The organism is Sphingomonas sp. QA11 (assembly GCF_028473665.1).
In the GTDB taxonomy this organism is placed as follows: Bacteria; Pseudomonadota; Alphaproteobacteria; order Sphingomonadales; family Sphingomonadaceae; genus Sphingomonas; species Sphingomonas phytovorans.
On the sequence record NZ_CP098774.1, the window covers coordinates 4,464,117 to 4,488,876 of the forward strand.

At 64.5% G+C, this 24,760-nt stretch carries 24 protein-coding genes and 2 pseudogenes; 17 read left to right on the forward strand and 9 right to left on the reverse strand.

Annotated elements, in window-relative coordinates; genetic code table 11:
* Positions 1–53 precede the first annotated feature (53 nt).
* From NDN01_RS20495 to NDN01_RS26035, 4 genes and pseudogenes are all read left to right on the forward strand, one after another.
* Complete coding sequence (locus NDN01_RS20495) at positions 54–1,562, forward strand: Fic family protein (protein ID WP_272623692.1); 1,509 nt, start codon at positions 54–56, stop codon at positions 1,560–1,562.
* A gap of 555 nt (positions 1,563–2,117) precedes the next feature.
* Positions 2,118–2,210: pseudogene (locus NDN01_RS20500) on the forward strand (Arm DNA-binding domain-containing protein); the annotation flags it as partial.
* Between the two features lie 20 nt (positions 2,211–2,230).
* Positions 2,231–2,392 (forward strand): hypothetical protein, encoded by a 162-nt coding sequence (locus NDN01_RS20505; protein WP_272623693.1) that lies wholly within the window; start codon positions 2,231–2,233, stop codon positions 2,390–2,392.
* Positions 2,393–2,416: 24 nt separating this feature from the next.
* Positions 2,417–2,509, forward strand: a pseudogene (locus NDN01_RS26035) (hypothetical protein); the annotation flags it as partial.
* A 286-nt stretch (positions 2,510–2,795) separates the two neighbouring features.
* Here the strand turns inward: NDN01_RS26035 and NDN01_RS20510 are convergent.
* The 4 genes from NDN01_RS20510 to NDN01_RS20525 form a co-directional block, all read right to left on the reverse strand.
* Complete coding sequence (locus tag NDN01_RS20510; RefSeq protein WP_272623694.1) at positions 2,796–4,079, reverse strand: MFS transporter; 1,284 nt, start codon at positions 4,077–4,079, stop codon at positions 2,796–2,798.
* Positions 4,080–4,171: 92 nt separating this feature from the next.
* A complete protein-coding gene (locus tag NDN01_RS20515; protein ID WP_272623695.1) occupies positions 4,172–5,452 on the reverse strand; it encodes an alginate lyase family protein in 1,281 nt (426 codons plus the stop codon).
* Between the two features lie 98 nt (positions 5,453–5,550).
* Positions 5,551–7,422, reverse strand: coding sequence for a hypothetical protein (locus NDN01_RS20520; RefSeq protein ID WP_272623696.1), 1,872 nt, complete (start codon positions 7,420–7,422; stop codon positions 5,551–5,553).
* Positions 7,419–8,573, reverse strand: a complete 1,155-nt coding sequence (locus NDN01_RS20525) for a glycoside hydrolase family 88/105 protein (RefSeq protein ID WP_272623697.1) — start codon at positions 8,571–8,573, stop codon at positions 7,419–7,421. The genes NDN01_RS20520 and NDN01_RS20525 overlap by 4 nt, the downstream gene beginning before the upstream one ends.
* Before the next feature lie 252 nt (positions 8,574–8,825).
* Here NDN01_RS20525 and manD point away from each other — a divergent pair, with 252 nt between their 5' ends.
* The 7 genes from manD to NDN01_RS20560 all read left to right on the forward strand — a co-directional run bounded on the left by manD (position 8,826) and on the right by NDN01_RS20560 (position 18,155).
* Positions 8,826–10,037, forward strand: coding sequence for a D-mannonate dehydratase ManD (gene manD, locus NDN01_RS20530; protein WP_272623698.1), 1,212 nt, complete (start codon positions 8,826–8,828; stop codon positions 10,035–10,037).
* A 66-nt stretch (positions 10,038–10,103) separates the two neighbouring features.
* Complete coding sequence (gene kduI / locus NDN01_RS20535; protein WP_272623699.1) at positions 10,104–10,943, forward strand: 5-dehydro-4-deoxy-D-glucuronate isomerase; 840 nt, start codon at positions 10,104–10,106, stop codon at positions 10,941–10,943.
* 41 nt (positions 10,944–10,984) lie between these two features.
* On the forward strand, positions 10,985–11,929 hold the full coding sequence (locus tag NDN01_RS20540; RefSeq protein ID WP_272623700.1) for a DUF4861 family protein: 945 nt from the start codon (positions 10,985–10,987) through the stop codon (positions 11,927–11,929).
* A 115-nt stretch (positions 11,930–12,044) separates the two neighbouring features.
* Positions 12,045–12,764, forward strand: coding sequence for a FadR/GntR family transcriptional regulator (locus NDN01_RS20545; RefSeq protein ID WP_272623701.1), 720 nt, complete (start codon positions 12,045–12,047; stop codon positions 12,762–12,764).
* A 262-nt stretch (positions 12,765–13,026) separates the two neighbouring features.
* Entirely contained in the window at positions 13,027–16,134 is a 3,108-nt protein-coding gene (locus tag NDN01_RS20550; RefSeq protein WP_272623702.1) for a TonB-dependent receptor, read from the forward strand.
* 101 nt (positions 16,135–16,235) lie between these two features.
* Positions 16,236–17,291 (forward strand): alginate lyase family protein, encoded by a 1,056-nt coding sequence (locus NDN01_RS20555; protein ID WP_272623703.1) that lies wholly within the window; start codon positions 16,236–16,238, stop codon positions 17,289–17,291.
* Between the two features lie 24 nt (positions 17,292–17,315).
* Positions 17,316–18,155 (forward strand): 2-keto-4-pentenoate hydratase, encoded by an 840-nt coding sequence (locus NDN01_RS20560; RefSeq protein ID WP_272623704.1) that lies wholly within the window; start codon positions 17,316–17,318, stop codon positions 18,153–18,155.
* 30 nt (positions 18,156–18,185) lie between these two features.
* On the opposite strand, the gene NDN01_RS20565 is transcribed toward NDN01_RS20560, so the two are convergent.
* From NDN01_RS20565 to NDN01_RS20575, 3 genes are all read right to left on the reverse strand, one after another.
* On the reverse strand, positions 18,186–18,653 hold the full coding sequence (locus NDN01_RS20565; RefSeq protein ID WP_272623705.1) for a RidA family protein: 468 nt from the start codon (positions 18,651–18,653) through the stop codon (positions 18,186–18,188).
* An 87-nt stretch (positions 18,654–18,740) separates the two neighbouring features.
* A complete protein-coding gene (locus tag NDN01_RS20570; protein WP_272623706.1) occupies positions 18,741–19,364 on the reverse strand; it encodes an HAD family hydrolase in 624 nt (207 codons plus the stop codon).
* Positions 19,361–19,633, reverse strand: a complete 273-nt coding sequence (locus NDN01_RS20575; RefSeq protein WP_272623707.1) for a DUF3572 family protein — start codon at positions 19,631–19,633, stop codon at positions 19,361–19,363. Before NDN01_RS20575 ends, NDN01_RS20570 begins: the two co-directional genes overlap by 4 nt.
* Before the next feature lie 39 nt (positions 19,634–19,672).
* Between NDN01_RS20575 and NDN01_RS20580 the strand changes: the two genes are divergently transcribed.
* Complete coding sequence (locus tag NDN01_RS20580) at positions 19,673–20,035, forward strand: response regulator (RefSeq protein WP_272623708.1); 363 nt, start codon at positions 19,673–19,675, stop codon at positions 20,033–20,035.
* 95 nt (positions 20,036–20,130) lie between these two features.
* On the opposite strand, the gene rpmG is transcribed toward NDN01_RS20580, so the two are convergent.
* Positions 20,131–20,298 carry a 50S ribosomal protein L33 gene (rpmG, locus tag NDN01_RS20585; RefSeq protein ID WP_034157855.1) on the reverse strand — a complete coding sequence of 56 codons (168 nt, stop codon included), beginning with the start codon at positions 20,296–20,298 and terminating at the stop codon, positions 20,131–20,133.
* A 165-nt stretch (positions 20,299–20,463) separates the two neighbouring features.
* Between rpmG and NDN01_RS20590 the strand changes: the two genes are divergently transcribed.
* The 4 genes from NDN01_RS20590 to NDN01_RS20605 all read left to right on the forward strand — a co-directional run bounded on the left by NDN01_RS20590 (position 20,464) and on the right by NDN01_RS20605 (position 22,203).
* The gene (locus NDN01_RS20590) at positions 20,464–20,787 is read left to right on the forward strand and encodes a hypothetical protein (protein ID WP_272623709.1); all 324 of its coding nucleotides are present in this window, start codon (positions 20,464–20,466) and stop codon (positions 20,785–20,787) included.
* 21 nt (positions 20,788–20,808) lie between these two features.
* Positions 20,809–21,363 (forward strand): TMEM165/GDT1 family protein, encoded by a 555-nt coding sequence (locus tag NDN01_RS20595; RefSeq protein WP_272623710.1) that lies wholly within the window; start codon positions 20,809–20,811, stop codon positions 21,361–21,363.
* Between the two features lie 99 nt (positions 21,364–21,462).
* Positions 21,463–21,960: a Dps family protein gene (locus tag NDN01_RS20600; RefSeq protein ID WP_272623711.1), complete on the forward strand. Its 498-nt coding sequence runs from the start codon at positions 21,463–21,465 to the stop codon at positions 21,958–21,960.
* 57 nt (positions 21,961–22,017) lie between these two features.
* Positions 22,018–22,203 (forward strand): DUF1328 family protein, encoded by a 186-nt coding sequence (locus NDN01_RS20605; protein ID WP_272623712.1) that lies wholly within the window; start codon positions 22,018–22,020, stop codon positions 22,201–22,203.
* Here NDN01_RS20605 and NDN01_RS20610 read toward each other — a convergent pair.
* Positions 22,184–23,032: a metallophosphoesterase gene (locus NDN01_RS20610; protein ID WP_272623713.1), complete on the reverse strand. Its 849-nt coding sequence runs from the start codon at positions 23,030–23,032 to the stop codon at positions 22,184–22,186. The genes NDN01_RS20605 and NDN01_RS20610 overlap by 20 nt on opposite strands.
* A 64-nt stretch (positions 23,033–23,096) precedes the next feature.
* On the opposite strand from NDN01_RS20610, the gene NDN01_RS20615 reads away from it, so the two are divergent.
* Entirely contained in the window at positions 23,097–24,692 is a 1,596-nt protein-coding gene (locus NDN01_RS20615) for a cisplatin damage response ATP-dependent DNA ligase (RefSeq protein WP_272628330.1), read from the forward strand.
* Positions 24,693–24,760: the final 68 nt, after the last annotated feature.

Consider the following 24,760-nt stretch of genomic DNA (forward strand, 5'->3'; position numbering starts at 1 on the left):
GGTGAACATTTTTCGCGGAATTCAGAATGAAAGAGTGGCTTTCACAGCCTGTGATGGAATTTCGCACGCTCCCACTTCCCGAACCTGGGACACCCGTGGGCTATGCGGCGCTGATCGACCGCTACAGCCTGGAAGTGCCTCTATCCGGACGCCTGGCGGCGATCGCAGAGCGCCATCACCCCCGCTCGACCGACGGGTGGTTGATGCTCACGCCCCGCCATGCTCCAGCCCGAGATCTTGCCGGCCAGCTGACCTTTGCCCTTCGCTACGAAGGACTGGACCTTGTGGTGCTGGCGCGGCTCTTTCGCGTCGTGGTTCCCGGTGAGATTGCCGCGATCGTCGAAGCCAGCCCGACCGGCGCCTATGCACGCCGGATCTGGTTTCTCTACGAATGGCTGACCGGTACCCGTCTCGACGTGCCCGATGCCGGCAGAGTGCGCGCGGTGCCCGTCGTCAATCCCAGCCAACAACTCGGGCTCGCCGAAGGCGAGCCTTCGACACGCCACCGGGTGATCAACAACTTGCCGGGCACGCCCGCCTTCTGTCCGATGGTCCGCCGCACGCCCGCGCTCGACGCCTATCGTGATCGCGCTCTCGACGTGCGCGCACGCGAGGCAGCTGGACGGATTCGGCCGGACCTGCTGGCGAGGGCCGCGGCGTTCCTCTTGCTCAACGATTCCAAGTCCTCGTTCGCAATCGAAGGTGAGCGGCCCTCGGGCACGCGCGCGACGCGCTGGGGGCAGGCGATCGCGCAGGCGGGCACGTGCCCGCTCAGTCTCGCCGAGCTCGACCTGCTGCAGCAGGTCGTGATCGGCGACGCCCGCTTCGTGCGGCTGGGCCTGCGAGAAGAGGGCGGCTTCGTTGGGGTCCATGACCGCGACACCAATATGCCGGTGCCCGATCACGTCGGCGCGCGGGCGCAGGACCTCCAATCGCTGCTCCAGGGTCTGATCGACTATTCGGAACGCGCGATCAGCGGGGGTATGGATCCGGTCGCGGCAGCGGCCTGCCTGGCCTTCGGCTTCGTCTACATCCATCCCTATGTCGACGGGAATGGACGGCTCCATCGCTGGCTCTTTCATCATGCGCTGGCGCTGGCGCGCTTCAACCCGCCCGGACTGATCTTTCCGGTGAGCGTGGCGATCTACCGCAGGATCGAGGAGTATCGTCATGTGCTCGAATCCTATTCGGCGCCGCTGCTGCCGCTGATCGAATGGCGTCCGACGCCCGACGGCAATGTCGAGGTGCTGAACGATACGGCGGACTTCTATCGCTATTTCGACGCAACGACGCATGCCGAGTTCCTGTATGCCTGTGTCGAACAGGTCATCGAGCAGGACATGCCGGCGGAAGTCCGCTTCCTCGAGGCGTTCGAGGCGTTCAGCGAACGCATCCAGCAGATCGTCGACATGCCGGCTTCCCAGGTCGAGCTGTTGCGCGGGTTTCTGGCGCAGAATGACGGGCGGCTATCGCAACGAGCCCTGACCCGTGAGTTCGCGGCATTGAATGAGGATGAAGTGGCTGAGGTCGAACGCGCCTATGCGCTGACCTTCATCGAATGACCGGTCAATCCTGATTGGTTGCGGAGCGCGTTGAACCATCCGCTTGGCGACGGCCGTTCGATCCAATCAAATTGATGTACCCGCGCACGTCCGTATGGACATGTCTACGGCAGAATAGTATAGATCAGTTGTCGGCGAAGATAAGAGGAAGGCTGGTAACCGAGAACTCAAACCGCATCCACCTATGCTAGAAAGGGTGTATTTTGCGGGTACAAAATTAGCATCGATTTTGATTAGAGAAATCTTCTCAAATTGATGTCGATATTTGTTGGGTTCTCTTCTGGCACCATTTTCTACCTCTGGATTCGTCCAGAGGTGTCCAGCAAGAGGCTGGTCCCAAAGCAAAATTTCATCAACCATCGCTCGCAACCGTCCGGGTTGATCCAGCTGATTCCAGCAAAAGAGGCTCACTTTGTGTGTGCCGGGCGGACCCGGAGAAAACCGGGATCACGATGATGCTGCCACAACTCCATATCACCTCAGACAGGCCGCAGGCGTAGCCAGACAGACTCGCTGATGGACAAGACCTCGTACTCGTAGGGCCTCGTACTCGTCATCCAGCCCAGTGGCTCGAAGCTCTGGCGCTTCCGCTATGGCTATGGCGGCCGCCATAAGACGCTCCACCTCGGACCCTGGCCGACCACGTCGCTTGCCAACGCTCGCGAGAAATGTCGCGAGACGAGAAAGGCCATCGCCGCCGGCTGGACCCGGCGATCGAGAAGACGCGCGCCAAGGTCACCGCGCGGCTCGCTGTCGCCATCTCTTTCAAGGAAGTGGCGCTCGAGCGGATCGTGAAGTGCGAGCGGGAAGGTCGCGCCGAGATCACATAGGACAAGATTCGCTGGCTGCTTGGCATGGCCTGTCCTTTGATAGGCTCTCATCCGATCAACACGATTACGCCCACCGAAGCGTTGTCCGTTTTGCGGAAGGTCGAGGCGAAAAGGCGATACCAGAGTGCGCGGCGCATGCGCAGCGTGCTCAGTCGGGTAACGGCCGCCCCGAGGGCAGGCGCCATCTGCAGGCGCTCGACATGTCCTGGGCCACGCTCACTCGCCAGGTCTCAAGCGCGTTCGGCAAGTAAGGCCTTCATGGAATCAGCTCGGCCTTCCCTCCAGTGGAAAGGTCGAGATGACTCGCCCAGGGGTCAGGCCGGAATAAACGCGGCGGTCTTGTCCTTGCCCTCTCGAACGGCCGAATCGGCGCCTGACTTTCGATCCCCCTTTTGGTTGCGCGCTATTCGACCCGGACCCGATCGAGCCTCGGGGCGAGGAGATGGACGCAGGCGAGCGCGACGACATAAACGCTTCCCGCCACCGCGAAGATCAGCGTGTAGCTGCCCGTCGCGTCGAGAATATAGCCGACGAACTTGGCCATCATCATCCCGCCGATGGCGCCGGCGGTGCCGCCAATCCCGACCACGGAGCCGACGGCGGCGCGCGGGAACATGTCAGACGGGATAGTGTAGAGATTGGCCGACCAGGCCTGATGCGCCGCAGTCGCAATGCCCAGGATCGCCACCGCGGCCCACAGGCTGGTGACATATTGAGCGAAGAAGATCGGCGTCACCAGGAGGGCACAGCCAAGCATGGTCAGCTTGCGCGCCCGGTTCGCCGTCAGCCCGCGCTTCATCAGCTTCGACGACGTCCATCCGCCGGCGACGCTGCCGAAATCCGAGATGAGATAGATGACGACCAACGGCGGGCCGAACGTCTTCAGGTCGAGATGATAGGTCTTGGCGAGAAAATCCGGCGTCCAGAACAGGAAGAGCCACCAGATCGGATCAGTCAGGAACTTGCCGATCGCAAAGGCCCATGTCTCCCGATAGCGGAGCAGGCGGCCCCATCTGATACGCTCGACGGGGTCGGCCGGGTCGCTTTCGATATAGGCAAGTTCCGCAGTGGAAACGCGCGGCTGCTCGCGCGGACGCCGGTAGATCGCAATCCAGGCGGCCAGCCAGACCAGGCTCGCGAAGCCGGTGATGACGAACGCCATGCGCCAGCCAAACGCGATCGTGATGATCGGGACGATCAGCGGGGTCACGACGGCGCCGATATTGGCACCGGCATTGAAGACCCCGGTCGCGAAGGCACGCTCCCGCGCCGGAAACCATTCCGACACCACCTTGATGCCGGCCGGGAAATTACCTGATTCGCCAATGCCGAGAAGGAAGCGCGCGGCGGAGAACTGGAAGGCGTTACCAGCGAATCCACACAGGGTATGGCCGAGCGTCCAGATCGCGAAAGCGATCGAATAGCCGATGCGCGCGCCGAGCCGGTCAATGACCCAGCCGAAGCTGAGATACCCGATCGCGTAAGCGGCCTGGAACCAGAAGATAATGTCGGCATAGGTCGTTTCGGTCCAGCCGAGCTCGGCCGAAATGGTCGGCTTCAGCACACCGATCATCTGCCGGTCGACATAGTTGATCGCGGTTGCCGCGAACAGCAGCCCGCAGATCAGCCAGCGATAACGCCCGATCCGCCCGGTCGCGTTCTCGACCGCCATGTCGCCGCCGCTCATCGCGCATTTCCCCTCATTGCCTGTCCCTCGGATAGGAGCTCTTCGCTCCCCGGCCCGCTGCCGGTCATACGCTCGATGGCGTACCGCGCCGATCAGGGCGTCAGGCGGGATGTGGCGGCGTATCGCAACGCCAACCTGCCCGTGTCGGATCGAGGATATCTGCCGGGTCCCCATGCCCAATCGGCCCGTGTCAGCAGATCATCCAGTTCCGCCGCCGGCCATTTCAGTTCCTGGTGCGGCCAGTCAGCCTGACGGCCGCGATAGGCAGCCAGGAAGTCGGTCGCCTTGCGCAGGCCCCGCCCCTTGTCGTCGGCATAGTTCCAGAGGTCCAGCCCGAGACAGCCGGCCATTTCAGCGACGTCGTACGCCGGTTCGAGCGCGTAGATAGAATAGTGGAAGCTGCGGGTTCGCGTCAGCTCGGCGGGAAGAGACCCCGAGGGATCGAACTGCGTGGCGATCCGGCGGCCGGGGAATTCAACGATCGCCTTACGGGCAACGGCCGGGCGGCGGGCGAACAGGGCATATTGCGTCAATTGTGCGTCGAACCATATGCCGTGATTGTTCTTCGCCGCCTGCTCCTCGCGCCCCGTCGGGCTGCCAAGCATCCAGTCGACATAGCGGCCGAACCAGATTTCGAGCGCTTTCACCTCGGCATCGCCGAGCGCACCGGACGGGCCGATCAGGCCCACCGCGTCAATCACCGACTGGAAGGCGTTGGTGTCCAGCACTCCCTCGGCGCGGCCATTTTCGCGGCCCGGCACGGCCTGGGCGAAGGTTGCATTGGGGTTCATCGCGGTGGCGGGATCAAGGAACCAGGTGCGGACGATCTGCGCGGTCTTGTCGGCATATTTGCGCTCGCCGCCGTAGAAATACGCCAGCGACAGGGTTTCGGCATCGGCACTCATCCTGCCGATCGCCGTGCGGTCATAGGATGCGGTGTCGCGCTGCGGATTCACCTCGCCATCGCGGCGCACATAGGGACCCGAGGCGCTGGCCGGATCTGGCCACCAATAGGGCGCGATGCTGAGATAGTCGTGGCGGTCGCCGGACAGGGGAAGGGTCGTCTTATCCATGACTGATCCCGGCTTGTGCCGGAGCGCCGCCTCGGCGCGCTCAATGAGGACGGCATAGGCCCGCGCCACCGCAGGGTCGCTGTCGCGGACGGCCTTGATCCTGTTGAGCTGATCCGGCTTGAGATAGAAGGTCCGGCGACCGTCGAACGCCGGTGCATATCCTTCCTCCGCGGCGCACCGTGATGGCGTCGCTGGTGGGCGCAGTGAAGAATCCGCCGTTGCCAAGGCTGGCCCCGCAGCGGTTAGACCGAAACAAACAAGCAGGACAGCCGCGATGCTGCGATCGGCCCGGTCCTTCATCTTCCTCTCCCGTTGGTCGCAAGGCACGATCTAGATTCGATCGGCTGCTACCGGTGTCATGACTGGCAAGGATGTTCTCATCTTCGCCTGGCAGCTTGTCAATAGTTGTATGACAACGACCAGCCGAGCCGGATGGGGCCCGCCCGCGGGACCGCCGTTCTCGCGCACCGTATGACAGTACGGAAGGCGCCGGTCGGGGCCTGATACGCCTGGCCTGGAGCAGGAATGCCCGTGCACTCGCCGACACCGCTGACGTTGAAGCTGCGAACCTCTCCCCGATTGAAGCTGATCGCCGTCAGGCCTGAAGGCGTCGCGCCGTCCGAGAATGTCGCGAATTCCATGTCGATCCGCGCGATCCGTGCCCTGTTCCCGCCGGTCACGACATCATTGCGGGTGATCCTGCCCGGCGCGAAGACATAGCGCGTCTCGATCGCGAGCCGATCGTCGCGGCGTGCGTCGCTCGCCCCGATCAGGTCGAGCGCATCCTGGCGCCACCGCACCTCGGTTACCGCACCGAGCCGTGTCACCGTGACATGCCTGAACCAGGCCAGCGGCATCAGGACACTGCCGTCCGTCAGGGTGATGCGCGGCACGAGGTTGGGATAGCGCGCATCGGCCGAGCCCTGCAGCATGCCGGGCGAGAAGGGGACCGGGTAATAAGCGTTGTTCATGTGCTGTCCGGCAGCACCGTTGATGATCGGCAGGCCGATCACGTGCCCGCGGTCGCGGACCGTGACGAGCGCGCGGTCGTAATCCCCGCGCGCGAACCAGGTGGTCGTCGACGCGGGCAGGCCACCGAGCCAGCGCGCATAGTCGGACGAGGGCGCCGTGTCGCGATAGCCGAGATCGTTCCAGATCGCATCGGTATAGATATATTGCCGGGCAAGGCTCAGATTCTCGCCGAAGATCCGGTGCTTGCCGCGATAAGTGTCGGTTCGCCGGCCCTGGCCCCACATGTCGACCGAGCCGGTTGCCGGATCAACCCAGAAATCCATATACCGCGCCGCGATCCGCGACGAGAACGCATAGGCCATGCGCTGCTCGACCGGGCCCAGCAGCTTGAACCGGGCGGCGGCCGTCAGCACCTCAAGAAAGGCCGTCTCGCCATAGGCACCGATGCTCCGGCCATATTCGAAGCCTTCGCCGCGCAGGTTGAAGCGCGGCAGCATCAGGTCGACCGAGCGCCGCAGCCATGTCTTCACCTCGGGCGTCGGCTCCATCCCGGCCTCGACGAGGCGTTGGGCGATCTCGCCGATCAGGAGCACGCTGTAGCGGTCGAATCGCCCCTCCCCTTCGGTCTCGTCGGCAAAACCATAATGACCGGAATAGCGACGGTAATGATCGAGCATCTTCGCGAGCAATGCCTCGCTCGCGCCTGCATCCTCCCAGCCCATCAGGAAACGGAGCCGGGCGATGCTGAAAGCGACGCCGTAATAATTGTTGGGCAGATTGATGAGCGTGAGGTCCGGCCGGACGAAGCGCCGCCAGTCGAGATCTGTCCGCAGCCGTGCCAGAGTCGCCGGGCGCACAGCGCGATCAAGCACCCCCGCGTCCTTCAGATGGTGGAGCGCCGAGATATAATAATAGATGCCCCAGCTGTCGTTCGGGTCACCGACGGTGAGGTCAGCGATATCGGCGTAGTCGACAAGCCGCTGGTCGAGGCGCGGATCGCCGCGCGGCAGATCAAGCACATGATAGGTCATCGCGGCGGCGATCTTGCCGGGCAGGAACTTGTCGCCGCTTTCGAAAACCCGCACGCCACCCAGGGTCATATCGCGGCGCTCGCGCAGCAACTGCCCCAGCAACCCTTCCAGCTGGGGCATCAACCGCTGCTTCACGGTCTGATGCATCGGCGGCGCGACCGCATAGATCGGCCCGCGCGGCTGGTCGGCCCAGCGATTGCGCACGGCGGGCTCACCCGATGCGACGAGGAGCGGTACCGCGAGCAACACGGCCAGACTGGTTTTCACCGGCGTACCTTGTGCCGCGCCAGATCGTACATCGCACTTCCCGCCAGCAGGAAGGCGCCCGCGCCATAGAATTGGGTCTCGCCTTGGGCAACCGAATCGGGCCGGTCGCTGACCTGCTGAACCCAGCCGAGCATGCCGTCGGGCTGGACCGCGCGTTGCAGCGCCGCCCAGCCGCGGATGACAGCGGGACGATAGGTGGCTGCGTCGAGCAGACCCGCCTCAATGCCCCAGGCAAGAGCATAGACGAAAAAGGCGGTGCCGCTCGATTCGGGCTGGGTCTTCGGGCCGTCATCGAGCAGCGACGGCGCCCAATAGCCGTCCGGCTTCTGGATCGCCACGGCCCGCGCCGCCATCTCGCGGAACAGCCGGACATAGTAAGCGCGCATCGGATCGGCCCGGTCGAGCTGCGGGATGATCCGCGCGAGGCCGCCCATCACCCACCCATTGCCCCGGCTCCAGAACAGCTTGCGGCCCGCCGCATCGCGCTGCTCGAAGAAGCGGCTGTCGCGGAAGAACAGGTGATCCGCGGGGTCGTAGAGATAGTCCCTGGTGGCGCCATATTCCTCATGTGCGAATGCGGCGTAGCGTTTGTCACCCGTCGACCGGGAGATCGCCAACAGGCTTGGCGGGGCCATGAACAGGGCATCGCACCAGCACCACCGGGTTGTGCAGGTCGGGTCGCCGGGCGCAAGCGGGGGCGTGAAACGCAGGTCGTTTGTTGGGCGATTGGCCAGAATATGATCGAAATAGCCGATCATCGGCTTGACCGCCGCCTGCCCCGCGCCGTGCCGCGATGCCCATAACCACGCCTGGGCGATGAGCTGGTCATCGGCATGGAACGGCCGGTCTCCCAGGCGCCAGCCGGCATTCTTCCCGATCTCCATGATCGCGGCGGCGTAGCGCGGATCGCGGGTCCGGTCGGCAAGCTCGGTCAGCCCCACCCAGAAGGTCGCCTGCTGCCAGCCGCGCGGATCGTGCGTGCTCTGGCTGGCCGAGGGCATCCGGTCGAAACTGTCACGGTGCGCGAGCTGCCAGTCGGCGACCCGGCGTGTCGCGGCCAGGATATCGGCGTGACGCGGCATGGCAACGTCGATGGCGGCTGGCGCGGCGAGCACGACAGCGCTTGCCGCAACGGGAAGGATCACGACCATGGTTTTCTCCCAGATACCCGGATCATTGGTGACCTGAAGGGCGGTGGGGGGCTAGCAAGGGTGATGGCGCGCCGGTCTCCCGCCCGCAGGGCGCGGCATCCGGCCGTTTTCGCCGTTTAGTCCGAACCAGCATCCTTGCTTCCCCTTTTCCCGCCCCGGTTTTCTGACACCGGTAACAGAATCATCTTTCCTTTTTTTGCAGCCCTGTCAATGAAGTTGTATGACAAGTATCGTGGGAGCGAGAGGAACCTGATGCCGAAGATCACAGATGCGCGTGTTATCGTGAGTTGCCCCGGGCGTAATTTCGTGACGCTGAAGATCGAGACAGAAGAGGGGGTGTACGGCCTTGGCGACGCGACGCTGAACGGTCGGGAGCTGAGCGTTGCGAGCTATCTGGAGGATCATGTGGTGCCGTGCCTGATCGGGCGGGATGCGCACCGGATCGAGGATGTGTGGCAGTTCCTGTACAAGGGGGCGTATTGGCGGCGGGGTCCGGTGACGATGTCGGCGATTGCCGCGGTGGATACGGCGCTGTGGGACATCAAGGGCAAGATCGCGGGGCTGCCGGTCTATCAGCTTCTCGGCGGGGCGAGCCGTGAAGGCGTGATGGTGTACGGCCATGCCAATGGCGCGACGATCGAGGAGACGATCGACAACGCGCTTCATTACCAGTCGCTCGGCTACAAGGCGATCAGGCTCCAGTCCGGCGTGCCGGGCCTTGCCTCGACCTATGGGGTGTCGAAGGATCGCTATTTCTACGAGCCGGCCGATGCCGATCTGCCGACCGAGAATGCCTGGTCGAGCGAGAAGTATCTGCGTTCGGTGCCGCCGCTGTTCGAGAAGGCGCGCGAGGCGCTTGGCTGGGACGTTCACCTGCTGCACGACATCCACCACCGGCTGACCCCGATCGAGGCTGGTCGGCTGGGCAAGGACCTCGAGCAATACCGGCCCTTCTGGCTCGAGGATGCGACGCCGGCGGAGAACCAGGCGAACTTCCGCCTGATCCGCCAGCACACCACCACGCCGCTGGCCGTGGGCGAGATCTTCAACTCGATCTGGGACTGCAAGCAGCTGATCGAGGAGCAGCTGATCGACTATATCCGGGCGACCGTGGTCCATGCCGGGGGCATCACCCATCTGCGCCGGATCGCAAGCTTCGCGGACCTGCACAATGTCCGCACCGGCTGCCATGGCGCGACCGACCTGTCGCCGGTGTGCATGGCGGCGGCGCTTCATTTCGACCTGTCGGTGCCGAACTTCGGGGTTCAGGAATATATGCGCCACACCGACGAGACCGATGCGGTGTTCCCGCACGCCTGTAGCTTCGACAACGGCCTGATGCACCCGGGCGACAAGCCCGGCCTCGGCGTTGAGCTCGATGAGATCCTCGCCGCGAAATACGAATATAGCCGCGCCTATCTCCCGGTGAACCGTCTCGAAGACGGCACCATGACCAACTGGTGAGGAATCGCCACGAACGCCGACCCCTTGCCTGCCGCGACCACACCCCTTTCACCACGAGGAAACAGCATGTTCGACCGGACCTATTACGCGACGCATCCTGACATGATGGAGTGCGTGTCGAACGACGAGTTGCGGGACCGGTATCTGATCGAGGGGTTGTTCCGGGCAGGGGAATGCGTGCTGAACTACACCCATGCCGACCGGTTCGTGATCGGCGGGGTCGAGGTGGCCGATGCGCCTGTGAGGCTGCCCGACCAGACCGAGCCGGCTTCCGCCATGGGACATCCGTTCCTTGAGCGGCGCGAGCTGGCGATCGTCAATGTCGGCAGGGCGGACGGCGTGGTGGTGGTCGACGGTGAGAGCTTCGCGCTCGGCAACAAGGACTGCCTCTATGTCACCATGGGGGCGAAGGACGTTACCTTCTCCGGCACGGGTGCGCGCTTCTACCTCGCCTCCTGCCCGGCGCATAAGGGCTTCACCACACGCAAGCTCTCGATCGCCGATGCCAATGCGCTTGAACGCGGCAGCCTCGAGGAATCCAACGAGCGCACCATCTTCCAGCTCGTTATCCCCGGCGTGTGCGACTCGGCCCAGCTCGTCATGGGCCTCACCGTGCTCAAGCCGGGCAGCGTGTGGAACACCATGCCGCCCCATGTCCACGAACGCCGCAGCGAGATCTATTTCTACTTCGACCTCGACGGCCCCAATGACCGCGTCATGCACTTCATGGGCGAAGGCGACGCCATGCGCCACATCGTCGTCGCCAACGAACAATCGGTGATCAGCCCGCCATGGTCGATCCATATGGGATCAGGCACCAAAGCCTATGCCTTCATCTGGGCCATGGCCGGCGAAAACCAGGATTATACCGACATGAACGTCCTCGATATCTGCCAGCTGCAATAGCGGCGCGGGAAGCAATCGAAAGACAATCGCAGGAGGGCGTGATGAGGACCATATCGACCATGGCGGCGCTTCTGGCGCTGACCGCGACAGGCACACTGGCGGCGCAGGACAACCCGAAGAGCCCGCATCCGCTTACGGCCACGTCAGTGCTGCCACCGCCTTCCGCGACGGATCGCGAGCGCCGCGCCGCGGTCACGCCGGCCCCCTATCGCTATGACGACATCCTCTGGGAGAATGACCGCATCGCCCACCGCCTCTACGGGCGGGCGCTCGAAGCGGTCGAACCGCCATCGGGATCGGGCATCGATGTCTGGGCGAAGAATGTGCGATGGCCCTTCATGGACCGGCAGCTCCGCACCACCCGCCAGCATGACTATCAGGGCGAAGGCCTCGACTTCTACAATGTCCGCGGCGGGCGCGGCGCCGGCGGACTGGGCATCTGGTTCGATAACAAATTGTGGGTGTCGCGCAATTACGCCCGGTCCCGGATCCTGAAGAACGAACCGGACGTCGCATCGTTCGAGATCCAATATGATCCCTGGCCGGTCGATGTAGCGCGCAAGGTATGGGAGACCCGCAGCTTTACCCTGCCAGCGGGCACCAACTTCACGCGTATGGTGTCGACCCTCAACTCGGACCGGCCGGGCTCCCTCATCGTCGGCATCGGGATCAGCAAGCGCCCCACCAGCGAGACGAAGCTCGGTACGTTCACCGCCGATAAGACGACCGGCCGGGTTTCCTGGTGGGGGCCGTCCGACCCGGCCGACGGCACGATGGCGGTCGCGCTCATGGTCGATCCAAAGACACTGGTCGGCATGACAGAGGATTATGACAATTACCTGGTGCTGGTGCGTGTCCAGCCGGGCATGCCCTTCGTCTATTATATGGGTGCGGCATGGGACAAGGGACTGGATTTCCACAACCAGGCCGAATGGGATCGCTATGTCGCCGAACAGAAGCCGGATTTTGACACAGCGCATCGATAATCTCTGGCCGCGCTGTCCCCTTTCGTATCTTGGCCCCGGCTCGCATGTTACTCCGATATCGGGAACCGATACTGTGGCGGATGATCTGTACCCCGCCCTCTGCTAGAGACATGGCATGACCACCAAAGCCGCATCGCTTGCCGACGACCTGGTAAAACAATTCGAACGTCGCATCGACGCCGGTGACATGCCACCCGGCTCGCGCTTCCCCACCGAAAAGGCGATTACTGACAGTTTCGGCGTCAGCCGCACGGTCGTGCGCGAGGCCTTTGCCCGGCTCGCCGCGCGGGGATTGCTTGAATCCAGGCGCGGTTCCGGCGCCTATGTCGCCGAAAGCGCGCGGTATCAGGCATTCCAGGTCACGCCGGAAGAAATGGGCGGCATGGACGATGTCCTGAAGCTGCTCGAAATGCGCATGGCGCTCGAAACCGAGATTGCTGGCCTCGCCGCCAGCCGTCGAACCGACGACGACCTGGCCGAGATGCGCCAATGGCTCGAGCGGATGCGGGCCAGCAGCGATATCGACGAGGCGGTCGCCGCCGACATGGCGTTCCATCGCGCGATCGCCACAGCCTCCTGCAACGAATATTATCTCCGCTTCATGGATTTTCTCGGCATTCGCCTCGTGCCGCCCCGCCGGCTTTTCCTGAGGGATCGCGCCGATACCGAGCACCGTGCCTATGCCCGGGAAATCTACCGCGATCATGAGGCAATCCTGCTTGCCATCACCGCGCAGGACGCCGGCCGGGCGCGACTGGCCGCGCGGCGCCATATGAAGAAGAGCCTGGAGCGACACCGCCGGGTGCACCTCGTGGCGAAGCAGGAACACCCGTAACAGGTCGCGCGCGTTCGCCCGGGGCCTCGGCGACCCATTCCCGCCAGCCGTCGATGCACGCCGTTCATCTTCGAACCAGACACCGGAGGGGGCAGTTCCCGGCGCGCAAGTTAATTTGTCATACAAGTTTTCAGACTTGTCATACAAATTTTACGATTCCGGTTGACACGCGCTTTTTTTCGGCGATGACTAAGCTCTGACACCGGTAGCAATGCACTCGCGAGAGTCGATCCAAGCAACCGGGCAGCAGATGGGGGATGCCATGAAGAAAGTTGGACTGCGCACCGGCGCGGCTGTTTGCGCTCTTCTTGTTACGCTTTCGGCCCGGGCGCAGGAAGCGCCTGCTCCGGCCCCGGCGAACGCGCCGGAGGCATCCGATGACACCGATAGACCGCAAGGCGATATCGTCGTTACCGGCTTCCGCCAGTCCTATGCCGACGCGCTCAGGACCAAGCGCGATTCGGCCCAGATCACCGATTCGATCTCCTCGGACGGCCTTGGCCGGTTTCCCGACCTGAATGTCGGCGAGGCGATTCAGCGCCTGCCCGGCGTGCAGATCAACCGCGAAGCCGACTCGCGCAACGCGACGATCAGCCTGCGCGGCCTGCCCGGAACCTTCGCCCGGACCACCTTGAACGGCGTCGGGTTCGCCGATCCGATCCTGTCGAGCGCGACGAACACCGCGTCGACCCCGCTCGGCGCCTTCAATTCCGACATCTTCTCAGCGATCACGGTGATCAAATCGCCCGACGCGTCCGACCTGGCCGGCGGGCTATCGGGCAATATCGATCTTCGGATCGCCTCCGCCCTGTCACGCAAGGCGGGTGGTTTCATCAAGGCGTCCTACGAATATAACGACCTGGGCGGACTCGGCAGCCCGCAATTCTCGGGCGGCTACAATGCCCATATCACTGACAATTTCGCTGTCTTCGGCGTGCTGGCCTACAAGGTCGAGAAGTTCCGCCGCGATTCCATCTCGGTCAACACCTGGGCCAATCGCCTTGGGTCGATCCAAGTCGGCAACCAGCGCACCCCCGGACTCAACCCGACCTATGACGCACTGATGGCCCAGTATCCGGGCGGGGTCTATTATCCCAGCCAGATGCGTCAGTTCGTCAGGTTCAACAAAGGCCATCTGCTGACGGGCACCGGTGGCTTCGAATGGCAGGCATCCGACAAATTCAAGGTCGGCGTGACCGGCTTCTATACCGAGCGAAACCTGTCGGAGGGGACCAACCAGCTCCTCTATGTCGACACATCGGCGGGCAATAATACCAATAGCGCGTTGAGCGCGACGTCGGCGGTGGCGCATTTCACCAGCCTCGGCACGCCCTATGTGGTCAACACCTCGAACGGTCCACGCGCCTATATCAATCAGTTCTCCGCCGAGAATCTGCAAACCTATGACTCGATCCGGTCGGAGCCGGCCAAGCAGAAGACCTGGGCGATCACCCCGACCGCCGAATTCAAGGGCGACCAGTGGCGGATCGAACTCCAGGGCACGATCTCCCGGGCTGAGGTGCTGGCGAACCAGATCGAACTCGACATCATCGAGAATCCGTATCGCAATCTGGGTCCGGCGGGTCTCAACGGCATCACCGCAAGCGTCTATACCGGCGGCAGGGACCTATCCAATTTTAACATCGGGCTTAAAACGCCCAACGCATCCCACATCCCGGTCGGAGGCTATACACTGCCGTCCGCCGCCAACCAGGCGAGCCAGGCAGGCGCGCCGATGCCCGGCCAGGCAGCCAACATCCAGGGCGACCGTTTCGGCGTCACGGGCACCAACGGGCTTGGCCTGAACGACCTCAACGCAGCGCAGTTCGATATCGAGCGGACTTTCGAGGGCTCGTTCCTGTCAGGACTCCAGGCCGGCCTGCGGTACGAGAACAACAAATATACCTCGAGCGGCTCGCGCAATACGTCGTTCGGCGCCAATACCGGGAACGTCACGCCCGGCATGTCGCTGGTGAATCCCTATCTGTCCGATTTCTTCGGCGGCACCGCCGGAGGCTATACCAGCGCCTGGCGCTCCCTCGATGTCGGCCAGGTTCTGGGTGCGATCACCCCGGTCAATACCCAGCCACGCACCACGGCCAATCCCAACGGCCTGCCCGGCCAGTTCGTCATCGCACCAGGCTCGGGCGTCTTCCTGACGCCCTATGGCCTGGTCAACAACTATTGGGACCCGAACTATTGGAACAATAATTTCACCAATCGCAACAACATCTTCTCAGCCTATGGCATGGCGAAATTCGATGGCGACATCCTTGGCATCCGCGTCCGCGGCAATGCCGGCCTGCGCTACGAGCATATCGACAACAAGATCGTCGCGCTCGACTGCCAGAACTGCTCGAGCGCCCTGTCGGTGGTGACCGGGCCGATCAATCACCGCGTGGCTGAGCGGACCTACAAGAACGACTACAGCTATCTGCTGCCGTCATTCATGTTCGCCGCCGACCTGAGCAGCAAGTTGTTGCTGCGCGGCGCCTATTACAAGACCTATGTTCGTCCGCAGCCGCGCGACACCGTGCCGATCACCTCGGTACTTCTGCCCGAAGCGCTGACGCCCCCGGTCGACCCGATTTACACGGTGACGATCGGCGCCACCAACATCAAACCCTATACCGCCGATTCGTTCGACATCTCGATGGAATGGTACAATCGTCCGGGCGGCCTGTTCGCGATTGCCGTCTATCAGAAGAATGTGAAAGGCTATATCGGCCCGATCACCGACCAGAACATCCTGTGTCCCGCCAACGGCCGAATCAACGGCTCCGACTACGGCCTCGGCACCCTGACCGTGGTCGGCCCGAACTGCATCAGTTCGAACACGTTCAACGGGGCCGCGGGAACCCCGGTCAATGCCCGGGTGCTGATCAGCGGCGTCACCAACCAGCAGCCGCTCCGGGTCCGCGGCGTCGAATTCGCCGTCCAGCAGAATCTGGATTTCCTGCCCGGTTTCCTCAAGAATTTCGGCGGCGCGGCCAACTATACCTACACCACCATCTCCGGGAAGGATCTGGCCGGCAACCCGATCACGCTGCCAAGTGTGTCGAAGGACAATGTGAACCTGATCGGCTATTACGAAAGCAAGCTGTTCGGCCTTCGCCTCGTCTATAATTGGCGCGGCAAATATGATCTGGCGGCGGGCAACAGCTTTGTCGGCGATGCCCGAACGGTCAAGGCGCGCAGCCAGCTCGACGCCTCGGCATCGGTCAACATCACGAAGAACATCTCGCTCTCGTTCGATGCCTTCAACCTGACCAACGCGACACGATCCGAATATGAGTCCGATCCGATGCTCCCACGTCGCATCGATTATGACGGCCGGACGTTCCAGGGCACCCTGCGTGCCTCCTTCTAGCGCACCTGCCGCCTTCACCCGCCAGTCCGGCCGTTCTCCCGCTCGGCCGGGCGCCGATCCCCGCCCTGTCGAGCGGCGCAATCGTCCGCGCCAAGGATAATATGCCAATGCTCCCGATCCTGCTCGCACCCACGATCGTGCTGGCCCAGCCGGCACCCCAGCCTGTGCCGGCGCCGGACTTTGCGCTGCTCGGCCCGGGCTTCGCGGCGGGTAGGGCCGACAGCGAGGCTGCCAGGACGACGATCGCCCGGGCACGCGCGGCACTGACCCGCCCGCCCGGCGCCATCCCGAAGCTGCATACCGAGGGCACCTTGCCGGGCAAGGGCATCCGCGAGATCAGCCTCATCGCCAAACGCGACCAGGCGATCGTGCTCGACCTGGCAATGGCATGGCGATTGACCGGAGACCGCGCGTTCCTCGACCAGGCCGGCCGCTATCTCGATGCCTGGGCGCGTGTCTATCAGCTGTCGTTCAATCCGATCGACGAGACCGGATTCGACCTGATGGCGATGGCCAGCGACCTGACCGAGGCGGATCTGCCGGCCGGAACGCAGGCCCGGATCGACCGGTTCTGGCGCCGGATGGCGACCGGTTATCTCGATGCGATGGATGGCAATCCCGGCCATGCCAATACCAACTGGCAGAGCCACCGGGTCAAGCTGGCAACGATGGCCGCGTTCCGGACCGGCGAGCGGGCGTTGATCGAGCGGGCGCGGGCCGCATATCGCAGGCAGATCGCGGTCAATCTGCGGCCCGACGGCTCGACCTTCGACTTCGAGGAGCGCGATGCGCTCCATTATGTCACCTATAATCTCGATCCGCTGATGATGGCCGCGCTCGCCGCGAAGGTCCATGGCGAGGACTGGTACGACTGGAGCGCGCCGGGCGGCGCCAGCCTGCCGCGCTCGCTCGACTGGCTTGCCGAATTCGCCCGCGGTGCGCGGACGCATATCGAATTCGCCAAATCGAAAATCCAGTTCGATCGCGACCGGGCGGCTGCCGGTCAGGCTGAATACGCCCCGCACGCCTGGCAGCCGGACAATGCGCTCGACACCTTCAAGATCGCCAGCCTGCTCGACCCGCGTTTCGTCGACCTGGCTACGGTGCTGGCGGCACAAAGCCAGCGTGGGCCGGCCCGGTGGATCGCCCTCTTCTGAACCATGCAACACGAGAAGACCGATATGGGTAAAGAGGGACCAGACGCTGAATCCGGCATGCGGACGGCGCGCTGGCGGTCAATCGCCGAGCGTTTCGTGATGGCGCGTCGGAACGCCCACGCGCTCGCCGCCTATCCCGGCGCCGTGCCGCAGTCGCTGGACGAGGCCTATGCGATCCAGACTCATGCTATCGCGCTGCGCGGGGGAAGGGTGGGCGGCTGGAAGATCGGCCGCATCAACCCGCCCGCCGATGCCCATTGGCGCGCGAACCGCCTGGCGGGACCGATCTTCACCGATCAGATCGTCGAGGCACCGGCCGGCGCACCGGCCAGGATGCCCGTCATCACCGCCGGGTTCGCCGCCGCGGAAGCTGAATTCCTTGTCCGCATCGGCGCTGCGGCCGAGCCCGGCAAAGATGAATGGTCGTTCGCCGAAGCGCGCGCGCTGGCCGACCGGGTGGCCATCGGCATCGAGATCGCAAGTTCGCCGCTGACGGCGATCAACGATCTGGGCGCCGCCGTGACCGCATCGGATTTCGGCAATAACTACGGCCTGCTGGTCGGCCCCGACCTGCCCGACTGGGACACGACCGACCTCGATTCCGTGCCGGTCTCCCTCTCGATCAACGGCATGCCGACCGGCACCGGCACCACGGCGACGATGCTCGATGGGCCTTGGGGCGCGGTACGCTTCATCGCCGGACACGCCGCCAGACGCGGCATGCCACTGATGCCGGGCCAGTGGATCTCGACCGGCGCCATCACCGGTGTTCACCGCGTCGCGGCGGGCGACCGGGTTGAGACGATCTTCGGAGGCACCCTTCTCGGATGCACGATCGTCGCCGCGGAGAAATCAGGTCGGTGACGGCGGGCAAGCCGGCCGCACGATATCGCCTCAGGCAGAGGCGATCTGGATGATCGCATCGATCTCCACGGCGGCACCGAGCGGGAGCACGGGCACGCCCACCGCGCTACGGGCATGGCGACCGGCTTCGCCGAACAGCTCGAACATCAGGTCCGACGCCCCGTTCGCAACCTTCGCCTGATCGGTAAAATCACCGGCGGAACTGACGAACACGCCGAGCTTCAGGATCCGTTCGACCCGGTGCAGACCGCCCAGCGCCGCCTTCACCTGCGCGACGATCATCAGCGCGCAACGCTGCGCCGCCTCCTGTCCGAAGGCCAGATCGACATCCTCGCCGAGCCGCCCGGTCATCACCCCACCATCCCTGAAGGGAAGCTGGCCCGAGACATAGAGCACGCCGTCCGATTCGACCGCCGGCACATAGGAGGCGATGGGGGCTGCGGGCGCGGGAAGGGCAAGGCCGAGTTGCGCAAGCTTGCGGTCGATTCGGTCGGTCATGAGCAGGGCTTCCGTTCGTGCTGGGCTTCGTTCCGGTGTCGGATGAAGGAAAGACGGGCCCGCGACAAGCGCAGCCGGACAGGGTGTCTAGGCGGCCGGCAGCCCCGCGGCGAATCGCGCCGCGATCCAGGCTTCGGCCTCGCGCCAGTCATCGATCCGCGCATGCGCCGCGAGCGCCCTGGGTACGTTGGGCGCCAGCGCCGGTTCCGACACCATGTGCAGCCGGTGGACCTGCGGCGCGTGCTTCGCGACCGATTCGTGATGCACGCCCAGATCATCGACGAAGACCGTGACGGGGTCGCCATGTTCGGCGACCAGCCGCGCCACCGGGCCGCCCTTGCCGCCCTGGTTGCATTCGACCCGGTGCTCGATCCCGAACTTCGCCAGCTGTTCGATCCGCGGCTGCCGGCAGGTTTCGCCCAGATTGGTGAGAATCACGATGTCGGCGGTTCCGGCCAGCGCCGCCAGCGCCTCGCGGGCGTGCGGCACCAATGTCTGCCGGTCCATCTCGGCGGGGAAGAACTGATCCAGCATCCCCCACATCTCCTCGCGGCTCGGCGCGGGCGTGCCGTCGCGACGCTTCATGCTCGTCGCGAAATCGGCGCCATTGGGGGTGAAGTCGATATCGTGGGTCTCGCCCAGCCACACGCCGAAATGACGGACCATGTGGAGCAGGACTTCGTCGCAGTCGCAGATCAGCAGGGGCTTCATTCGGACTCCAGGACATGTCGTGCCGCGACGATCGCTTCGGGCTTCACCTGGAGGTCAGCGGCGCAGGCGACAAGGTCGGGCTCATAGGCTTCGAGAAAAATGAGCGCCGCCGCCAGCACGGCCGGATCGGCCGCCCGGGCGCGCAGTTCGGCCGGGTCGAGCCCGGTCGTGTCCAGCAGCCGCTCAGCCCGTGCCGGTTCGCCAAGCGTCCAGACGAGCGCTTGCAGCGCAAGCGCGGCGGCATCGTGATTTGTCTCTGGCGCGCGCATTGCCTATCAGCGATCCGGAACAGTGGGGAATGCGTGGACGTGGCAAAGAAGGTGCTCGTTGTCGAGGACAACGAACTCAACCTGAAGCTTTTCTGCGACCTGCTCCGCGCGCACGAATATGCCGCCGAACCGGTCCGCGACGGGCGCGAGGCGGTGGCCCGCGCCCGGGATTTCATGCCCGACCTGATCGTGATGGATATCCAGCTGCCTCATGTCAGCGGTTTCGAGCTGATCGGCCAATTGAAGGCCGACCTAGCCTTGCGGGCGATCCCGATCATGGCGGTGACCGCCTATGCCGGGCGCGAGGACGAGGAGCGCATCCGCGCGGCGGGGGCCGATGCCTATGTGTCCAAGCCGATCTCGCTGGTCCGCTTCGTCGATGCCGTGGCGGCGCTTCTGTAAGCCACGCACGGAAAAAGCCGCGAAGGCACCCCTCGCGGCTCAGGATCCCGGCCCGTGCCGGGATGACCGTTCGGCGGCTTACGCCGCCGGCAAGATCACTTGATCTTGGTTTCCTTGAACTCGACATGCTTGCGCACGACGGGATCATACTTCTTGAAGCTGAGCTTCTCGGTCTTCGTGCGCGGGTTCTTCTTCGTGACGTAGAAGAAGCCGGTGTCTGCCGAGCTGAGCAGCTTGATCTTGACGGTGGTCGGCTTTGCCATGACCTGAAATCCTGTATGCTGAAAAAGCAAAAGCGGCGAACAAGCCGCCGCTCTCAAGCGCTGCCCGATGGCGAAGAGTCGCCCTTATGTCAACCCTGAGAGGCCAGTTAACGCGCTGTTTACCGTGGAGGGCGCAGCTTTCTCGCGCAGGCGGGAGATGAGAACATGGCAAAGGCACAGGTCTCGATCGATCGGATACAGTCCGAACTGGCGGCGCGAATCGGCTTGATCGGCGCGCGAGCGGGCGGACAACGCATCGGCGACATCGCCATGGAGATCGATTCGATCCGGCGAATCGCCCATCGCCACGGCCTGTTTCCAGCGGTCGCCGTGACACAGGCACTCGAATCCGCCCTGGCGCGCGGCGAGCGCGGCGCGCTGCTCCAGGGCTGGCTTTCGATTCTCGGCGACGCGGTCGGGTGCGACCGGCACGACCGCGCTGCCTGCGAGACCTTCGCCGCTGCCTGCTCCGTGCGGCTCCAAAGCTAGAATCGGCCGATGGATGCGCTGATGGCCGCTTTCGTCGCGGCGATCCTCGCGCAGGCGAGCGACCGGACCCCCTGGCTGACCGCCATCCTGTCGACGCGATTCGCCCGGCCCGGCGCGGTGATCGCCGGCACTGCCATCGCCCTGGCGATCATCAACGCGATCGGCGCGATCGGCGGCGCGATCATCGGCCCGCGCATGGTGCCCAACGCCCAGACATTGCTGCTGGCGCTCGCGCTGATCCTCGCCGGCGGATCGGCGTTGTTCCCGATCAAGCCGCCCGACCGCCTGTCGGGCTGGCGGATCGGCGCCTTCCTGACCAGCCTGGTCGGCGTCGCGATCCTGGGGTTCGGCGACCGGACCCAGTTCATCACCGCGGCGCTTGCCGCACGCAGCCCGACACCGGCCCTGGCAGCGGTCGGGGCGACGATCGGGGCGATCGTCGTCAATGTGGCCGCGATCCTCACCGGCGAGGAAGCGCGCGGGAAGCTGCCGCTGGCGGCGATCCGAATCACGATCGGCATCCTGTTCCTGGTCGTCGGCGCGATCCTGGGATTCTCGGCGCTGCGTCTTATCTAGCGGCTCGATTGCGGTGATCGGGACAAATCCCGAAGCGATGACGGAGCCTTTGCGCTATCGAACCGTTATCGCAACGAAACCAACCCGAGGACTTGCACCATGGCCGATCCAGCCGCACCGTTGAAGACCCCCACCGACATCAAGACCAACGCAGCGAAGACGGTCGCCCAGGCGCTGAACGGCATCCTCGCCGATTCGTTCGCGATCTATTTCAAGACCAAGAATTTTCACTGGCACGTCTCCGGCCCGCATTTCCATGATTACCACCTGATGCTCGACGCACAGGCCGCGCAGATTTTCGCGACGACCGACGCGATCGCCGAGCGCGTGCGCAAGACCGGCAATACCACGCTGCGCTCCATCGGCGACGTCTCGCGCCATCAGACCATCAAGGACAATGACGCGCCCTTCGTCTCCGCCGCCGACATGCTGGCCGAGTTGCGCGACGACAATCTGAAACTGGTCGAGAGCCTGCGCGAAGCGAAAGACATCGTCGACGACGCCAAGGACAATGCGACGAGCGGCATTCTCGACGAATGGACCGACCAGGCCGAGGAGCGTGCCTGGTTCCTGTTCGAAGCAAGCCGCAAGGGCTGATTCGCGGAACAAGCCGGCCCGGCATATCGTTCAACTCCCATATCTCAGGAGAGTGACATGATTCGCTGGGCCATCATCTTCCTCGTCGTCGGACTGGTACTCGCGCTGCTCGGGTTCGGCGGCCTTGGCGGCGCCTTTATCGGTATCGCCAAGCTGCTGTTCTTCATCGCGATCGCGGCCTTTGTCGTGTTGCTGGTGCTCGGCCTGCTCGCAGGCAAGGGCATCAGGAACGCGATCGACTAGACATCTGGCCCGCCGGACCCAGGGTGAGAAGCCACAGGTCCGGCGGCGCGCCCAGGCGAAAGGGGGCGCCGCTGGCACCGAGGCCGCCCGTCACGACCGTCGTCCTGCTGCCCTCGCGCACCATGCCGCATCGATAGCGTGGCTGCGCGACCTCGCTCACCGGACCCAGGAACGGCAGCACGACCTGCCCGCAATGCGTATGGCCGGCCAGCAGCAAGGTGAGATCGGGCGGCAGGCTCGACGCCAGATCGGGCGAATGAGTGACCATCATACGAGCGCCCGGCAGAGCCTCCACCGCAACCATTGTCGCGCGCAGGTTCGCATGGTGGCTGAACAGATCGCCCACGCCGCCGATCGCCAGGGGGCCGCGCACCACCGCCTGATTCTCCAGCACGGTGACGTGAGCCCGCTCGAGCGCGCGACGGATCAGCGACGGCTGAGTCCAGTGATCGTGATTGCCGAGCGTCGCGACGACCCCCAGCCGCGCCGTCAGGCCGGACAGGGGCGCGACCAGCGCTTCCGCCATTGCCGCCGCCGGGGCCGGATCATGCCCGAAGACGAAATCTCCGGCGAGTACGACAAGGTCGGGAGACAGCGCATTGATCTGGCCGACGATTCGGGCAAGCCGGTCCTGCGTCATCGCGGCACTGCCGATATGCACGTCGCTGACCAGCACGACCCGCACCGGCGCAGCGCCCGCCGGCCAACCGGGCAGCGTTACATCGGCGCGGCGGACGATCGGGTCGGCACGGGCGCTGAGAAAGGCCAGCAGGAGCACCCCGCCCAACGCGACGATCAGGGCGGCGAGAAGCGAGAGAAGGAAGCGCATCGTTTCCGCATAGCCGCGCGATCGCGCTGGCGGAACCCGGGCGGCAGCGCCATGTTCAGTCGTGATGCGTGCCTTTGCCGACCTTCTCGACCGGCTGATCTACACCCGGTCCCGCAATGCGAAGCTGAAGCTGATCGCAGACTATCTGCTTGCCGCGCCCGACCCGGATCGCGGCTGGGCGATGGCCGCGCTGACCGGCGATCTCGATCTGCCGGCGGTCAAGCCAGCGATGATCCGGGCGCTGATCGAGGAACGGGTCGATCCCGTGCTGTTCCGCATGAGCCGCGACTATGTCGGCGACAGCGCGGAAACCGTCGCCCTGCTCTGGCCCGCCCCGGAAACGCCGCCGGCCGATGGCGAACCGCTCACGGTCGCGCGGGTCGTCGAGCGGCTGGGCTCGCTGTCGCGATCCGACGCCCCGGCGGCGCTTGCCGGCATGCTCGACCGGCTCGACGCCGACGAACGCTTCGCCCTGCTCAAGATGGCGACGGGGGCATTGCGCATCGGCGTTTCGGCGCGACTGGCCAAGACGGCGCTTGCCCAGGCATTCGACCTCGACGTCGAGGCGGTTGAGGAAGTGTGGCACGGCATCGCGCCGCCCTATGCCGCATTGTTCGCCTGGGCCGAGGGGCGCGGCCGGCAGCCGACCGCCGCGGACGTGCCGGTCTTCCGCCCGTTCATGCTCGCCCATCCACTCGCTGATCTGCGCGTCAGCCTCGACGATTATGCGGCCGAGTGGAAATGGGACGGCATCCGGGTCCAGATCGTCCATGTCGGCGGCGAGACCCGGCTCTACAGCCGCGCCGGGGACGATATCACCGGCAGCTTTCCCGACGTCGCACGCGATTTCACCATCCCCGGCGTGCTCGACGGCGAATTGATGGTGAAGGGGACCTTCCAGGGCGGGACGCTGGAGGAAGGCGGGGGCGCCGCGAGCTTCAACGCGCTCCAGCAGCGGCTTGGGCGGAAGATCGTCTCGGCGAAGATGCTGGCCGACTACCCTGCCTTCGTCCGGCTCTACGACATATTGTTCGAGGAGACCGAGGATCTGCGCGAACTCCCCTGGTCGGGTCGGCGCCCGCGGCTTGAGGCCTTTGCACGGCAGCTCGACCCCAACCGCTTCGATGTCAGCGAGGTGATCGACGCAGCCGATTTCACCGAGCTTGAAGGCATCCGCGCCGGCGCGCGCGATGCCTCGATCGAGGGCGTGATGCTCAAGCGTCGCGATTCGCCCTATGTCACCGGCCGGCGGGTTGGCCTCTGGTACAAATGGAAACGCGATCCGCTGACCGCCGATTGCGTGATGATGTACGCCCAGCGCGGCAACGGCCGCCGCTCCTCTTTCTATTCCGACTATACCTTTGGCTGCTGGACCGACGAAGGCGAGCTGCTGCCGGTCGGCAAGGCCTATTCGGGCATCACCGACGAGGAACTGAAGATGCTCGACGGCTTCGTGCGCGGCCACACGCTCAATCGCTTCGGCCCGGTACGCGAGGTCGAGAAGACCCTGGTGCTCGAGATCGCGTTCGATTCGATCCACGAATCGAAGCGTCATAAATCGGGCGTCGCGATGCGCTTCCCCCGTATCGCCCGAATCCGGACCGACAAGCCGGCGGCCGAGGCGGACACGCTGGCCGCATTGAGGAAGCTGATCACCTGAGGCCGGGCCGGATCGCCGAGGTCCAGTTTCGACAGTCCGGCGCTTGCCCTGTCCGATGGGGCCCTTCA